General features: G+C 35.6%; 16 protein-coding genes and 1 pseudogene. 14 read left to right on the top strand and 3 right to left on the bottom strand.

The features are described from left to right. Positions 1-2: 2 nt before the first annotated feature. From infA to ctlX, 13 genes are all read left to right on the top strand, one after another. Positions 3-218 carry a translation initiation factor IF-1 gene (gene infA, locus ACOCEA_RS00815; RefSeq protein WP_123216423.1) on the top strand — a complete coding sequence of 72 codons (216 nt, stop codon included), beginning with the start codon at positions 3-5 and terminating at the stop codon, positions 216-218. A gap of 7 nt (positions 219-225) precedes the next feature. Further along, on the top strand, positions 226-342 hold the full coding sequence (ykgO, locus tag ACOCEA_RS00810; protein ID WP_013305171.1) for a type B 50S ribosomal protein L36: 117 nt from the start codon (positions 226-228) through the stop codon (positions 340-342). A gap of 2 nt (positions 343-344) precedes the next feature. Further along, on the top strand, positions 345-719 hold the full coding sequence (gene rpsM, locus ACOCEA_RS00805) for a 30S ribosomal protein S13 (protein ID WP_420754294.1): 375 nt from the start codon (positions 345-347) through the stop codon (positions 717-719). Positions 720-728: 9 nt separating this feature from the next. Then, positions 729-1,121 carry a 30S ribosomal protein S11 gene (rpsK, locus tag ACOCEA_RS00800; RefSeq protein ID WP_420754293.1) on the top strand — a complete coding sequence of 131 codons (393 nt, stop codon included), beginning with the start codon at positions 729-731 and terminating at the stop codon, positions 1,119-1,121. 87 nt (positions 1,122-1,208) lie between these two features. Further along, positions 1,209-1,814, top strand: a complete 606-nt coding sequence (gene rpsD / locus ACOCEA_RS00795) for a 30S ribosomal protein S4 (protein ID WP_420754292.1) — start codon at positions 1,209-1,211, stop codon at positions 1,812-1,814. 17 nt (positions 1,815-1,831) lie between these two features. After that, positions 1,832-2,824 carry a DNA-directed RNA polymerase subunit alpha gene (locus ACOCEA_RS00790; RefSeq protein WP_420754291.1) on the top strand — a complete coding sequence of 331 codons (993 nt, stop codon included), beginning with the start codon at positions 1,832-1,834 and terminating at the stop codon, positions 2,822-2,824. Between the two features lie 59 nt (positions 2,825-2,883). Further along, positions 2,884-3,396 carry a 50S ribosomal protein L17 gene (gene rplQ / locus ACOCEA_RS00785; protein ID WP_420754290.1) on the top strand — a complete coding sequence of 171 codons (513 nt, stop codon included), beginning with the start codon at positions 2,884-2,886 and terminating at the stop codon, positions 3,394-3,396. A gap of 97 nt (positions 3,397-3,493) precedes the next feature. Continuing rightward, positions 3,494-4,621, top strand: a complete 1,128-nt coding sequence (gene carA / locus ACOCEA_RS00780) for a glutamine-hydrolyzing carbamoyl-phosphate synthase small subunit (protein ID WP_420754289.1) — start codon at positions 3,494-3,496, stop codon at positions 4,619-4,621. Positions 4,622-4,726: 105 nt separating this feature from the next. Then, entirely contained in the window at positions 4,727-6,019 is a 1,293-nt protein-coding gene (eno, locus tag ACOCEA_RS00775) for a phosphopyruvate hydratase (protein ID WP_420754288.1), read from the top strand. A 110-nt stretch (positions 6,020-6,129) separates the two neighbouring features. Next, positions 6,130-7,665: a glycogen synthase gene (locus ACOCEA_RS00770; protein WP_420754287.1), complete on the top strand. Its 1,536-nt coding sequence runs from the start codon at positions 6,130-6,132 to the stop codon at positions 7,663-7,665. 116 nt (positions 7,666-7,781) lie between these two features. Further along, the gene (locus ACOCEA_RS00765; RefSeq protein ID WP_420754286.1) at positions 7,782-9,068 is read left to right on the top strand and encodes a citrate synthase; all 1,287 of its coding nucleotides are present in this window, start codon (positions 7,782-7,784) and stop codon (positions 9,066-9,068) included. Positions 9,069-9,154: 86 nt separating this feature from the next. Beyond that, a complete protein-coding gene (locus ACOCEA_RS00760; protein ID WP_420754285.1) occupies positions 9,155-10,066 on the top strand; it encodes a dimethylarginine dimethylaminohydrolase family protein in 912 nt (303 codons plus the stop codon). Positions 10,067-10,077: 11 nt separating this feature from the next. Then, positions 10,078-11,007, top strand: a complete 930-nt coding sequence (gene ctlX, locus ACOCEA_RS00755) for a citrulline utilization hydrolase CtlX (RefSeq protein ID WP_420754284.1) — start codon at positions 10,078-10,080, stop codon at positions 11,005-11,007. 1 nt (position 11,008) lies between these two features. Here the strand turns inward: ctlX and ACOCEA_RS00750 are convergent, their stop codons facing one another. From ACOCEA_RS00750 to ACOCEA_RS00740, 3 genes and pseudogenes are all read right to left on the bottom strand, one after another. Next, entirely contained in the window at positions 11,009-12,385 is a 1,377-nt protein-coding gene (locus ACOCEA_RS00750) for an aldehyde dehydrogenase (RefSeq protein ID WP_420754283.1), read from the bottom strand. Between the two features lie 60 nt (positions 12,386-12,445). Further along, positions 12,446-13,887: pseudogene (locus tag ACOCEA_RS00745) on the bottom strand (SDR family oxidoreductase). After that, positions 13,884-14,309, bottom strand: coding sequence for a hypothetical protein (locus ACOCEA_RS00740; RefSeq protein ID WP_420754282.1), 426 nt, complete (start codon positions 14,307-14,309; stop codon positions 13,884-13,886). Before ACOCEA_RS00740 ends, ACOCEA_RS00745 begins: the two are co-directional and overlap by 4 nt. A gap of 325 nt (positions 14,310-14,634) precedes the next feature. Between ACOCEA_RS00740 and ACOCEA_RS00735 the strand changes: the two genes are divergently transcribed. Next, entirely contained in the window at positions 14,635-15,162 is a 528-nt protein-coding gene (locus tag ACOCEA_RS00735; RefSeq protein WP_420754281.1) for a GNAT family N-acetyltransferase, read from the top strand. Positions 15,163-15,771: the final 609 nt, after the last annotated feature.

Genomic DNA, 15,771 nt, shown 5'->3' with positions numbered 1-15,771 from the left:
TTATGGCTAAACAAGCAGCGATAGAGCAAGATGGTACCATAATAGAAGCATTGTCCAATGCAATGTTTCGTGTTGAGTTAGAAAACGGGCATGTGGTAACAGCGCATATTTCAGGTAAGATGCGAATGCACTATATTAAATTATTACCTGGTGATAAGGTTAAATTGGAAATGAGTCCATATGACCTTTCAAAAGCAAGAATTACTTATAGATACTAGATACAAGATGAAAGTAAGAGCATCAGTTAAAAAGAGAAGCGCCGACTGCAAGATAGTTCGCAGAAAAGGCAGATTGTACGTAATCAACAAAAAGAATCCTAGATTTAAACAAAGACAAGGGTAATTATGGCAAGAATCGCAGGTATAGATATACCAAAACAAAAAAGAGGTGTTATAGCCTTGACCTACATTTTTGGAATTGGAAAAAGTAGAGCTAAGGAAATTTTAGAAAGAGCCCAGGTAGGTGAGGATACTAAGGTTTCCGAATGGAATGATGATGAAATTGGTCGTATAAGGGAAGCTGTTTCTGCTTATACTATTGAGGGAGAATTACGTTCAGAAACCCAATTGAACATTAAGCGTTTAATGGATATTGGTTGTTATAGAGGTATTCGTCATAGATCAGGCTTGCCATTAAGAGGTCAACGTACAAAGAATAATTCTAGGACTAGAAAAGGAAAACGTAAAACAGTAGCTAACAAGAAGAAAGCTACTAAATAATAAATAGGTATGGCAAAGGCAAATACTAAGGTAACCAAAAAACGTAAAGTTATTGTTGATTCTGTAGGTGAAGCTCACGTAACAGCATCTTTTAACAACATCATTATTTCGTTGACAAATAAAAAAGGTGATGTAATTTCTTGGTCATCTGCTGGGAAATTAGGTTTTAGAGGTTCTAAGAAGAACACTCCTTATGCTGCTCAGGTAGCTGCAGAAGATTGTTCTAAAGTTGCACATGAAGCAGGATTGAGAAAGGTAAAGGTTTATGTTAAGGGACCTGGTAATGGTAGGGAATCTGCAATACGTTCCATTCATAACGCCGGTATTGAGGTAACTGAAATTATAGATGTTACACCAATGCCTCATAATGGGTGTAGACCTCCAAAAAGAAGAAGAGTTTAATTAATTTAATATATTTCACCGAAGGTGTAGTTACGATTATCGAAGGATAAGCCTTAATTCATAATCTCACCTTCAAATTTAAAGAAAATGGCAAGATATACAGGACCTAAATCAAAAATCGCCCGTAAGTTCGGTGAAGCGATATTCGGAGACGATAAGTCTTTTGAAAAGAAAAATTACCCTCCAGGACAACATGGAAACAACAGAAGAAGAGGAAAGAAATCCGAATATTCTGTTCAGTTAATGGAAAAGCAAAAAGCAAAATACACATACGGTATTTTGGAGAAACAATTTAGAAACTTATTTGCTACTGCAAAAAGAAAAGAAGGTGTTACTGGTGAGATTCTTTTGCAATTATGTGAATGTCGTTTAGATAATGTGGTTTTTAGAATGGGAGTTGCACCAACTAGAAGTGGAGCAAGACAATTAGTTTCACACAGGCATATTACCGTAAACGGTGAATTGGTTAATATACCATCGTATATATTAAAAGCAGGTGATGTTGTAGGTGTTAGGGAAAAGTCAAAATCCTTACAGAGCATTCAAGATTCCTTGTCTGCCAACAGTGCCGTTTATGAATGGATGACCTGGAATAGTGAAAAGAAGGAAGGTACTTTTGTATCGGTGCCTGAAAGACTTCAGATTCCTGAAAATATCAAAGAACAATTAATAGTTGAGTTATACTCTAAATAAACAACACTGATCCAATTATGGCATTATTTAATTTTCAGAAACCCGATAAAGTAATAATGATCGATTCCTCAGATTTCGAAGGGAAATTTGAATTTCGTCCCTTGGAACCTGGTTATGGATTAACTGTTGGGAACGCATTAAGAAGGGTATTGCTTTCTTCATTGGAAGGCCATGCCATTACATCTGTAAGGATTGATAAAGTTGAACATGAGTTCTCCGTAATTTCTGGTGTTGTAGAAGATGTAACCGAGATTATACTGAATTTGAAACAGGTTCGATTTAAAAAACAAATCGAGGATTCTGAGGCTGAAGTAGTCTCTATTTCGGTAAGTGGAAAAGATCAATTGACTGCTGGTGATTTTCAGAAATTTATTTCTGGATATCAAGTTTTAAATCCTGATTTGGTGATTTGCAATATGGATGCTAAAGTGAGCATTAATATGGAGATTACTATTGAGAAGGGTAGAGGCTATGTTCCTGCAGAGGAGAATAAAAAAGCGGGTGCCCCAATTGGTACAATAGCTGTTGATTCTATATTTACACCTATTAAGAATGTAAAATATAGTATTGAAAACTTTCGTGTAGAGCAAAAGACAGATTACGAAAAATTGGTTTTCGAAATCGTATCAGATGGCTCTATCCATCCAAAGGATGCTTTGACTGAAGCTGCTAAAGTTTTGATTCATCACTTTATGTTGTTTTCTGATGAACGCATTACCCTAGAGGCAGATGAAATTGCACAGACTGAAACGTATGATGAGGAATCATTACATATGAGACAGTTATTGAAAACCAAATTGGTTGATATGGACTTGTCTGTACGCGCATTGAACTGTTTAAAAGCTGCCGAAGTAGATACATTAGGTGATTTAGTATCTTTTAATAAAAACGATTTAATGAAGTTTAGAAACTTCGGTAAAAAATCATTGACAGAATTGGAGGAGCTTGTAATCAATAAAGGTTTAAGCTTTGGAATGGATCTGTCAAAATATAAATTAGATAAGGATTAATTAATCATATTTTGCTCCTCGTTCTTACGGGTTTGGCAGCAAGATGATAATAAACAATTATGAGACACGGTAAAAAAGTAAATCATTTAGGAAGAAAAACAGCCCATAGAAAAGCAATGTTGGCGAATATGGCTTGTTCCTTAATAGAGCATAAGAGAATCAACACAACAGTTGCCAAGGCAAAGGCTTTAAAGCAATTTGTTGAACCTTTGATTACAAAATCAAAAGCAGAAAATAATCAGTCTGTAGAAAAGGGTACACACAACAGACGTATCGTCTTTAAGAACCTTAGGGATAAATATGCAGTTACAGAGTTGTTTAGTGTGGTTGCCGAAAAGGTTGCAGATAGGCCAGGTGGTTATACAAGAATAATTAAACTTGGTAACCGACTTGGGGATAATGCCGATATGGCAATGATAGAGCTTGTTGATTTTAATGAGCTGTACAATGCAGGTAAACCTAAGAAGAAGTCTACCAGGAGAAGTAGGAGAAGTGGAGGTAAAGCCGAAACAGCTCCTGTAGTAGAAGCACAAACTGATGCTGAAGTTAAAGCTGATGACTCAGAAGAATAATATGTCAATAAATATTGATAATTTTAAAAGGATAAGCCTAAAAGCTTATCCTTTTTTTATGTTTTTTTGTTAACCGATTAAAATAGATAGAAAGAGAATGAAATATCAATCCAAAAAGAAAGCATTGTTATTGTTGGCCGATGGTACAATTTTTTATGGTAAATCAGTTGGTGATAAAGAAGGTACTGCCTTTGGTGAGGTTTGTTTTAATACCGGTATGACGGGTTACCAAGAAATTTTTACTGACCCTTCTTATTTTGGGCAGTTAATGGTAACCACAAATGCGCATATTGGTAATTATGGGACACAAGAGGAGGAAGTTGAGTCTGACTCCATTAAAATTGCTGGACTCATCTGTAAAAATTTCAGCTATGAATATTCACGTCCTATAGCAGATCTAAGTCTTCAGGAGTTTTTAGGGAATAATAATTTATTTGCCATTTCAGATGTAGATACAAGGGCCTTGGTTAGTTATATTCGTGATAATGGTGCTATGAACGCGGTTATATCAACACGTATAAATGATATTGAAGCTTTAAAGCAGGAATTGAAAAAAGTTCCAAGTATGGAAGGTTTGGAATTAGCTTCTAAGGTGTCTACCAAAGATCCATATTTCTATGGTGATAAGAATGCTACATATAAAATAGCTGCATTGGATATAGGTATCAAAAAAAATATATTAAGGAATCTTGCCAAGAGGGATGCGTATATAAAAGTTTATCCATACAACGCATCTTTTGAGGAAATGTCTGCCTGGAACCCAGATGCTTTTTTCATATCCAATGGGCCAGGTGATCCCGAGCCACTAAAAGATGCTATTAAAGTGGCCAAGGAAATTATAAATACAGATAAGCCATTATTTGGTATTTGCTTAGGTCACCAAGTCATAGCTTTGGCAAACGGGGTTTCAACTTATAAAATGCACAATGGGCACAGGGGAATTAACCATCCAATATTAAACCTTATTACGGGAAAAGGTGAGATAACTTCCCAAAACCATGGTTTTGCGATAAATAGAGAAGAAACTGAAGCTAATCCAAATTTAGAAATTACCCATGTGCATTTAAATGACAAAACTGTAGCAGGTATACGGATGAAGGATAAAGATGTATTTTCTGTTCAATATCATCCTGAGGCAAGTCCAGGTCCACATGATGCAGACTACCTGTTCGATGATTTCTTTGGTTTAATTGAGAAAACTTCAAAACAATTGGCTAAAGTTTAAATAATCGTTATATTATTACGAATAACCTTGTTCAAAGTTAGCCGTTGATACGGGTGTTTGTATCTTTGTAAATCAATATAATCAACTTTAAATTAGATAATTCAGATGAGTATTATACTAAGCGTTCATGCGAGACAAATTTTAGATTCTAGAGGTAATCCTACGGTAGAGGTAGATGTAATTACAGAAAATGGTGTTATGGGAAGGGCCGCGGTTCCGTCCGGTGCTTCTACTGGCGAACATGAGGCTGTAGAATTACGTGATGGTGGCAATAGCTTTATGGGAAAGGGCGTAATGAAGGCGGTAGAAAATGTGAATACCATAATAGCGGAGGAAATATTGGGAATGTCTGTGTTTGAGCAAAACCTTTTGGATCAAACGATGATAGATTTGGATGGTACGCCAAATAAATCAAAATTAGGTGCAAATGCTATTTTAGGCGTTTCCCTAGCAGCGGCAAAAGCTGCTGCCAACGAATTAGGCTTATCACTTTATAGATATGTTGGTGGCGTAAGTGCTAATACACTTCCTGTACCAATGATGAATATTATAAATGGTGGCTCTCATTCAGATGCACCCATAGCATTTCAGGAATTTATGGTTATGCCTGTTAAAGCAAAAAGCTTTTCACATGCCATGCAAATGGGAACGGAGATTTTTCATAATTTAAAAAAAGTACTTCATGATAGAGGTTTAAGTACCGCGGTAGGTGATGAAGGTGGTTTTGCCCCTAACCTTGCTGGTGGTACAGAGGATGCTTTGGATACCATTGCAAAGGCAGTTGAAAAAGCAGGTTACAAACTTGGTGATGATGTAATGATTGCTTTGGATTGTGCTGCTGCCGAATTTTATGTTAACGGAGCCTATGACTACACAAAGTTTGAAGGTAGTGAAGGAATGGTAAGAACATCGGAGGAACAAGCTCAATATCTTGCAGATTTAACAGAAAAGTATCCAATTATCTCAATAGAGGATGGTATGGATGAGAATGATTGGGATGGATGGAAAGCACTGACTGAAAAAATTGGGGATAAGGTTCAATTGGTTGGTGATGATTTATTCGTTACAAATGTTGAGAGACTTTCTACCGGGATTGAAAAGGGAATTGCCAACTCAATCTTAATAAAGGTAAATCAAATTGGTACATTAACTGAGACAATTGCTGCAGTAAATATGGCTAAGAATGCAGGATATACCTCCGTAATGTCTCACCGTTCTGGTGAAACTGAGGATAATACCATTGCTGATTTAGCTGTTGCCTTAAATACAGGACAGATAAAAACAGGTTCTGCTTCCAGATCTGACCGTATGGCCAAATACAATCAATTATTAAGAATTGAAGAAGAGCTTGGTAGTATGGCCTATTATCCAAGGGAAAAAGCCTTTAAAATAAATTAGTTTATAAACAGCAATAGCCTTTCTATTTAGAAAGGCTATTTTTTTGGCTTAAACAAAAACTTTAATTACCTTTTAGGAATTATCTTAATGTAATATCCTAACTATTTTTTATGAATAATTTTCTTTTTGTATCTGCGGAAAACGACGCTATACCAGATTGCAAAGCTGGTGGAATGGGAGATGTAGTTAGGGATGTGCCCCGAGAGATTGCCAAACGGGGTGATAAGGTACATATTGTTGTACCGGCATATTCTAGGCTGCACAAAGAAGGAATTCTTAAGGCAAATCTGGAATTTAGTTTAAGAGGCACAATATATAATGCGGAGTTGTATGAGGTTATACCTAAGAAGATCGTTCAGAATATTACGCATTATGTGATTCACCATCCTGAAATAAAAGAGGGGGGAATAGCACATATCTATCATGACGATCCAACCGAGCCTTTTTTCAATGATTTTGTAAAGTTCATGATTTTCTGTACCGGGGTTGCAGAGTCTATAAAGATGAACGCTTATGGGGATTTGGATATAGTACACATGCACGATTGGCATTCCAGTGCGGTTTTATTTTTGAAAACGTATCATCCAGAATATAAGGATTTAAAAAAGTTGAGATACGTTTATAGTATCCATAACTTAGCTATTCAAGGGATACGCCCTTTTTATGATAATTATGCATCCGTGAATAATTGGTTTCCTGATGTGCAATTGGACCATGAAGCACTTAAAGACCCTAGATATCAAGACTGTATAAATTTAATGGCAGTAGGGATAAGATTGGCAGATGCCGTGCATACGGTTTCACCTTCTTATAAGGAGGACGTTATGTTGCCAAGTAGAAGACCTGAGTTCATTGGAGGCGAAGGTTTGGAAAAAGATTTGCAGGATGCCGATAATGAAGGACGTTTATTTGGTATATTAAATGCTTCTAATTATGATAATATAAGACAGGCGGAAAAAGGATTTCTTTATAGAAATACAGTTAAAGCATTATTTAGGTGGTTACAAGATGAGTCTAAAAAGTATAAAGCAGATTTTTTAGCACACACGGGAGAGAAAATAATGGAGTATGTAGGTAACAGGCCTAAATTTATTGTTTCAAGTGTCGCCAGACTTACTGAACAGAAATTTTACTTTCTCAAACGCTCTCCAGAGGCCTTGGAAAAAATGTTGCAAAGACTACAAAAAATTGAAGGTATTTTTATGTTGCTGGGAACTGGGGATCCAGATTATGAGGAGTTTTTTAGAAGCATGAGTTATAAACATAAAAACTTCATTTTCACTAATGGACAATCGGAGGATTTAATAGACTCTATGTATTTGGAAACAGATTTGTATTTTATGCCAAGCTTATTTGAACCTTGTGGTATAAGTCAAATGTTGGCCATGAGAAATGGAAATCCATGTTTGGTTCATCACACTGGTGGCTTAAAGGATACCGTTCAACATATGAAAACTGGATTTGCCTTTAGTGGAAAAACCTATGACGAGCAAATTAATAGTATGGTCAATACTTTTGATGAGGCTTTGACCATTTGGGAAAACGATAAGCCAAAATGGAAAAAAATTCGTGCAGAGGCTAAAAAAGCCCGTTTTACATGGGACAAATCCTTAGATGAGTACTACAAATCACTATACTTGTTATAGTGTTTCCCCTTAATTAGAGTTATTGTTAATTTTACCCCAAACAAAAAGGTTAAATTGTTAAAACAGGACCGTTTTATTAACTTTACAGTCCTATAATTAATACGAAAAAATTACAAATGTCAGATAAAGCTATTCTAGAATATAATGGTGAAAGGTATGAGTTTCCAGTTATAAAAGGAACCGAGAATGAACATGCGATCGATATAAAAACATTACGTGCCGTTACAGGTGGGCTAATTACCATTGATCCAGGGTATAAAAACACTGGTTCCTGTGAAAGTGGCATTACTTTTTTAGATGGTGAGAAAGGAATTTTAAGATATAGGGGATACTCAATTGAAGAGCTTGCTGACAAGGCAGATTTTTTGGAAGTTGCCTATTTGTTAATATTCGGGGAATTGCCGAATAAAGAGGAATTAGCCAAATTTCATAAGGATATTAAGGATGAATCCCATGTAGATGAGGAAATGAAAAAGATTTTGGATGGGTTTCCAAAAAGTGCACATCCAATGGGCGTACTTTCATCACTAACAAGCGCTTTGATTGCTTTTAATCCTTCTACGGTTGATGTTAGTTCGGATGATGAAATGTACCATGCCATAGTTAGAATATTGGCGAAATTCCCAGTTTTGGTTGCATGGGCATTACGTAAGAAAAAAGGATTACCATTGGATTATGGCGATGATACCTTAGGCTATGTAGAAAATATCCATAAAATGATGTTCAAGCGTCCAAACCAAGAGTATAAAAAGAATAAAATTGTTATCGATGCATTAGATAAGTTATTGATTTTACATGCAGACCATGAGCAAAATTGTTCCACTTCAACTGTTCGCATAGTAGGTTCTTCACATGCAGGATTGTTTGCTTCATTATCTGCCGGAATCTCTGCACTATGGGGCCCTTTGCACGGTGGTGCAAACCAAGCGGTTTTGGAAATGTTGGAGGCTATTGAGGCAGATGGTGGTGATACTAAAAAATATATGGCGAAAGCAAAAGATAAAAATGATCCTTTTCGTCTTATGGGGTTTGGGCATAGAGTTTATAAAAACTTTGATCCACGTGCTAAAATCATTAAAGTTGCTGCAGATGATGTACTAGGTGATTTAGGAATAGAAGATCCTATTCTTGAAATAGCCAAAGGTCTTGAACAAGAAGCTCTTAATGACACCTATTTTGTAGATAGAAAATTATATCCTAATGTTGATTTCTATTCTGGTATAATATATAGGGCATTGGGAATACCAACTGAAATGTTTACGGTTATGTTCGCTTTAGGCAGACTACCCGGTTGGATAGCACAATGGAGAGAAATGAGATTAAATGGAGAACCAATAGGAAGACCTAGACAAGTATATATAGGTGAAAACTATAGACCATTTGTAGATTTAGAATCTAGATAAAGTTATACCTTTAACTAAAACTAAACGCTCTGTTAAATTTTTAATGGGGCGTTTTTTAATGGTAACTTTGTCAAAAATGAAATGGTATGCTTAAGCTAAATGTTAAAGATGAAATTTCTACATTAAAAGCTGTGGTATTAGGTACTGCTAGAAGCTGCGGACCTACGCCAAAGCCTGAAGAAGCGTATGACCCTAAGTCGTTAGAACATATTTTAGCAGGTACATATCCAAAGGAAAAGGATATGGTAAATGAAATGGATGCTTTTGCCAAGGTTCTTGAAAAGTATGGGGTCCAGGTTTTTAGACCAGAGGTTCTAGAGGACTGTAATCAAATATTTTCACGTGATATTGCTTTTGTTATTGAGGATAAGCTCATTGTCGCTAATATTTTACCTGAACGTGAACAAGAAGTAGAGGCCATTTTGCATGTATTGGACAAGATTCAAGATGAGTATATTTTACGACCGCCAGAAAAGGTACATGTAGAAGGTGGTGATGTAATGCCATGGAAGGATTACATATTTGTAGGAACATATACGGGTGAGGACTATGCCAGACATATAACAGCGCGTACAAACAAAAATGCGGTGGAATATTTAAGAAGTCAATTTCCACATAAAAAAGTAAAAGCTTTTGAATTAAGAAAGTCTTCTAATGCAAAGGAGAATGCATTGCATTTAGATTGTTGTTTTCAGCCCTTAGGAAAAGGTAAGGCCATATTGCATAGGAATGGTTTTCTGGTTAAAGAGGAATATCAATGGCTTGTAGATTATTTTGGAAAGAACAATATTTTTGAGATTACAGCTGATGAAATGTATCAAATGTATAGTAATGTATTTTCTATTTCTCCTGATGTTGTTGTATCCGAACATAATTTCAAAAGACTTAATACTTGGTTAAGGAACCAAGGGTTTACAGTAGAGGAAATTCCATATTCAGAAATCTCAAAGCAGGAAGGATTGCTGCGTTGCAGCACTATGCCACTAATTAGGGAATAATATAGAAAATAATGCAGATTACCAATACAATAGTAATGATTAGGCCGGTTAGTTTTCGAATGAACGAACAAACCGCGGTGAATAATTATTTTATGGAAGACTTGGATGTACAGAACCAAGTTATAAATAAAAAGGCACAGGAAGAATTTGATACTTTTGTTACTGCTTTAAAAGCTAAAGGAGTCAACGTAATCGTTGTAGAGGATACACTAGAGCCAGATACTCCAGATAGTATTTTTCCTAATAATTGGATTTCCTTTCATGAAAATGGCACGGTAGGTATATACCCTATGTTCGCAGAGAATAGAAGGTTGGAAAGAAGAGAGGATATTTTAGATATATTGGAGCAGCAAGGTTTTCAAATCAACTCCGTGATGGATTATACCTCAGCAGAGGAAGAGGGTGTTTTTTTAGAGGGTACTGGAGTGATAATTTTAGATCGGGCACATAACAAGGCTTATTGTGCCTTATCCGATAGGGCAGATGAAGACCTGTTTATTGAGTTCTGTGAGGATTTTGATATGTTCCCAGTAATTTTTACGGCAAATCAGACTGTCGATGGTAAGCGCATGCCTATTTACCATACCAACGTAATGATGGCCTTGGCAGAACATTTTGCCATTATCTGTTTAGATACTATTGATGATAAGAAAGAACGTAAAATAGTAATGGATCATTTAAGGAATGATGGTAAGGAAATCATCACCATTTCAGAAGCGCAAATGCACAGCTTTGCAGGTAATATGTTGCAGGTACTAGGTGCTAATGACAAGAAATATTTAGTGATGAGTTCTGCGGCATACCAAAGCTTAAATGAAGGTCAGCTTGCAAAAATTAAATCCTACTGCGATATAATCCATAGTCCTTTAGACACCATAGAAGCATGTGGTGGTGGTAGTGCCAGGTGTATGATGGCCGAAGTATTTCTACCCAAGGCGTAGTTTAAAAGAGATGTTTTATTTTTTTTGCGACTGTATCCAGTATGTTATAAGGTGCATATCTAAATGGGATATCTAGCCAATTACTTTTTTTTACGATGCTTTTCTTGTGGGAGAAGATGTCAAAAGAATGCTTTCCATGGTAGCTGCTTATCCCAGATGAACCTACGCCTCCAAAAGGCAACTTTTTATTAGAGATTTGAATTAGCGTATCATTGATGGCACCTCCCCCAAAACTATATGTTTTTAAAATCTTGTCTTGAAATTTTTTGCTTTTGGAAAAAATATAGAGTGCCAATGGCTTATCATAATGATTAATGTAGCTATCTATATCATTAAAATCATGATAGTCAATTATGGGAAGTATAGGCCCAAAAATTTCATCTTGCATTACTTTAGAATCTAAACCTGGCGTATCTAGCAAGGTTGGTTCAATATACAATGTTTCATCGTCCGTACTCCCCCCAAAAAGAATTTTTTCGTTGTCCAACATTTGTTTTAATCTAACGTACTGATCGGTTGTGGCTATTCTCGCAAAATCTTTTGAAAGGGCTATTTCATTACCATAAAATTTGGTTATTGTTTTCTTACATTCGGCAACGAACTGTTGTTTAATGGAATGATGCACCAAAATATAATCTGGGGCAATACAGGTTTGTCCACCATTAACAAATTTACCCCATAAAATACGTTTGGCCGCCAGTTCTATATTGGCGCTCTCATCTACAATACAAGGACTTTTGCCACTTAGTTCCAAGGTAACGGGTGTAAGGTGTTTAGCAGCACTTTGGTATACTATTTTGCCAACACGGTTACTACCGGTAAAGAATATGTAATCCCATTTTTCTTTTAGAAGTTGCTCAGATTCCAGTATACCACCTTCAATTACCGCAACATATTCTATTGGGAAAGCCTTTTTAATAAGTCTCGCAATAAGATTTGATGTGTTAGGCGTAAGTTCTGAGGGTTTTATTACTGCTGTATTACCTGCAGCTATTGCTCCAATTAAAGGTGAGAAGGTCAATAAAATGGGATAATTCCATGGCGAAATGATCAAGGTATTGCCATAGGGTTCTGAATAAATGTAATCTGAACTGGGAAAATTTACTAGGGAAGATGAAACCCTTTTTGGTTTACACCAAACAGCTACATTTTTTATGGCATAGTTGAGTTCTGCCAATACCAATTGGGTCTCTGTTGCCAATGTTTCAAACTTTGGTTTTTTAAAGTCGGTATAAACGGCATCACAAATAAGGTCTTCATGTTCTATAATTATTTTTCGTAACCCTTTAAGTGCTTTTTTTCTGGTAGTTATGTTTTTGGTTTCTTGGGATTTAAAAAAACCACGTTGGGATTCCAAAACTGAATTTATATGTTGCATTTCATCTTATTATGGTAGTAGGTAGTTGGTAAAGCTCAATTTAAGACTATTTGATTGTGTTTAGGAATTGGTTATTCCATTTTTAGCGATATTCCTGATCATACCTCCAAAAATAAAATAATGAAAAGGAACAATACTGTACCAATACAGCCTTCCTTTTAAACCACGGGGCCTGAACGTGGCCGTCTGGTGCAGAACGTTGTCTTCATCAATTTTAAATTCTAGCCAAGCTTCGCCAGGAAGTTTCATTTCAGCGAACAATAAAAGGCGCCTCCCTTTTTTATCGGCCAATAATACACGCCAAAAATCTAAGGCATCCCCTGGAAATATTTTGTTTGGATGGGTTCTTCCACGTCTTAATCCTACGCCACCTATCAGTTTATCCAAAAATCCTCTTATTTTCCAGAGCCAATTGCCATAGTACCAACCATTTATTCCGCCAATTTTCCATATATTTTCCAATACCTGATCTGGGTTTGAAACTTTTATCTTTTGTTCATCTTTTAAGATGCCATATTTGGGTACTTGAATGTACTTTTCAAGATTTTGGTTAAAACGACCGCTAATCATACTATCCTTCCAACTACTAATGACTAAGTTTTGTTCAATTTTTTTGAAAGCCATATCAATGGCCTCTTGGTATGTATGGGGTTTTAATTTTAGTAGTTCCGCTAAGCGGTTATCTTTAGCGATAACCTCAATTTTCATGCTATCCACTAAGTTTAAAGCAAGTTTATACGAAGTTGAGGTTACAAAATAAAGCCAGTATGAAGAAAGTTTTGGGGTCATAATTGGTACGGTAACGATCCAGTTTTTAAATCCCCTTTGTTCGGCATATTGATGTAGCATGTCTTTGTAGGTTAAAACATCTGGTCCTGCAATATCAAAAGAATCGTTGTAGGTTTTGGCATTTCCCAATACTCCAGTTAAAAAAGAAATAACATCCCTTATGGCAATAGGTTGCGTTTTTGTTAATACCCATTTTGGGGTAATCATAAAGGGGAGTTTTTCGCAAAGGTCACGTATGATCTCAAATGAAGAACTACCAGAGCCAACGATTATACCAGCTCTTAATACAGTGAGGTTAAATTTACCTTGATACAGGATTTCTTCAACATTTTGTCTAGAACTAAGATGTTTAGAGAGGTTCTCATCATTTACAATACCACTCAAATAAATAACCTGTCTTACCTGGGTTTTGGACATATATATATATTAAAGTTCCTTGCCGTTTTGGCTTCCATAGCATCAAAATTGGTAGTGGAGGAACTCATAGAGTGAATCAGAAAATAAGCTACATCAATCTCCACGGGAATACTATTTTCTCTTATCTCTTCGAGAAAATCAATTTCAACAACCTCTATTTTGGAAAGCGTTTCTTTATCTACAGAAAACCTTGTGGCGTCCCGTACCGCACAAATTATGTGATGTCCATCTTCTAACAACTGCGGTAATAACCGCATCCCAATGTATCCGTTAGCACCTGTAAGGAGTATTCTCATAAATCATCTATAGATGTTGGGGCGTTATCTGCTTTATAGCTTAAAATTTTTTTAAAAAACTTCTGAATCGCTTTGGTGTCGGATGCTACCTTAACAAAATAATTGTCCAAATATATAGAATACACAGAGGCATCACCTTTGTAAAGTGTTAGTTTGTAATACGGAATCACTAAGGCAAAAGTCTCTAATAAAGATCTGAACCTAACAATAATCCCTTTGGGTCGCATTTCAATAGTACAGACATTGCGATTGTTGTCTAAGATTAGCAAGTTCCATATTTCAACACTTGTTTGGGTTATTTCTAGCCTTGGTGACCCAATACCACCCATGGCCCATCTTTCTTTTAAAGTGAATGGTTTGCCTACGGCATCATCAATTTTACGGGTTATTTGCTTATTGCTGTAAGATACGTTTAGTAACATATTAAAGGTAGTGTCGAAATTTTATCAAATCCCATTTTCATGGTAAAACGATGAGGTTTTAGTTTTTTAAAAGCTCCAAGAAAAGAAATGGCCCTTCTAAATGTGCCATTGCGCTTTTTTCCTAAAGTTAATTAAAAGCCGTATTCTTTTTGTGGGTTTCTACTAAAATAGCGGTATAAAGATGTATTTTACTTCTCTTTTTGAAAATTTCCTATACATTAAAAATAAAAGAAATGCTTGGTGCATGGAGGAAAGTAAATGCATGTTTGTAAAGATAATGTTCATATCCCAAGCATAAGTAAACCAAAAATCTAGTTTAAAATAAATGGAAATTAGAAAAGTAAACATTGGAGATATTGAAAAATTAAAAAAAATTGGGAAACAGACCTTTGCCGAAACATTTTCTTTCGAGAACAGTGAAGATAATATGAACGAATATTTGGAAAAGGGATTTTCGACCAAAAAACTAACAACAGAGCTCACAGACCAAAACGCCGCATTTTATTTTGCAGAATATGATGGAAATGTAATTGGATATTTAAAAGTCAATTTTGGACAATCACAAACTGAAATAAAGGACGAAAACGCACTAGAAATAGAAAGGATATATGTGCTGAAGGATTTTCACGGGAAAGAAGTAGGACAGCTTCTTTATCAAAAGGCTATTGATTTGGCAAAAGAGAGGAGTGTAAAATACATATGGCTTGGCGTTTGGGAGCAAAATCCGAGAGCAATTCGGTTTTATGAAAAAAATGGATTTGTGGTTTTTGACAAACATATTTTTAAACTAGGCAATGACGAGCAGACTGATATAATGATGAAATTAGAACTTAAAAAAAATAACAATAGTTAATTGAAATTGCGGCGGATTTGACAGCCTTTAAGGCAGCTTGAAAAACCCAAGTAGAATGGCCTAAGGGTATGGTTAGTCTAAAAATTAGTAACCTAAGAATTATAACATAGGTAGTATGTGACCGAAGTCAATTAGTTAAAAATGAAAAGTGATATAGGCTAAGAGAAAACTATAAGTCAATTTAATATTGCTCAAATAAAGCAGATTAAAAATTTTGCAAGAGATTATATTCTGAATAAAGTCCAAAAGGAATTAGTGGTCAAACATAATCGATTGACACACGTTCTCTTTCCGAATTAGATAATAAATTGGAGAAAATAGCTCCTTCTTGCAACCCTATAATAGCGATGGAACCAAGTTTATGGAGTATACTGATGATTATGGTTGTTTTGAAGACGTGCCCTTAGAATTTATGATAAGGAATATAAGGGAGCATTATCCCCATATTTTTGATACGAATAAAAAAACAAAGTTTAAACTTTAGAGGGTAATTTGGATTTATTTGGAAAAATTTTTGTTTGATATAAATGTAATAGTATAATACCTCAACCAAGGTTTTACCTAATTAAAAATGATGGGATTTACCTTATTTTTTCAAATAATTCCAGG

This window comes from Maribacter luteocoastalis (assembly GCF_048890225.1).
Classification (GTDB): domain Bacteria; phylum Bacteroidota; class Bacteroidia; order Flavobacteriales; family Flavobacteriaceae; genus Maribacter; species Maribacter luteocoastalis.
This window is presented reverse-complemented; position numbering and strand designations above follow the sequence as displayed.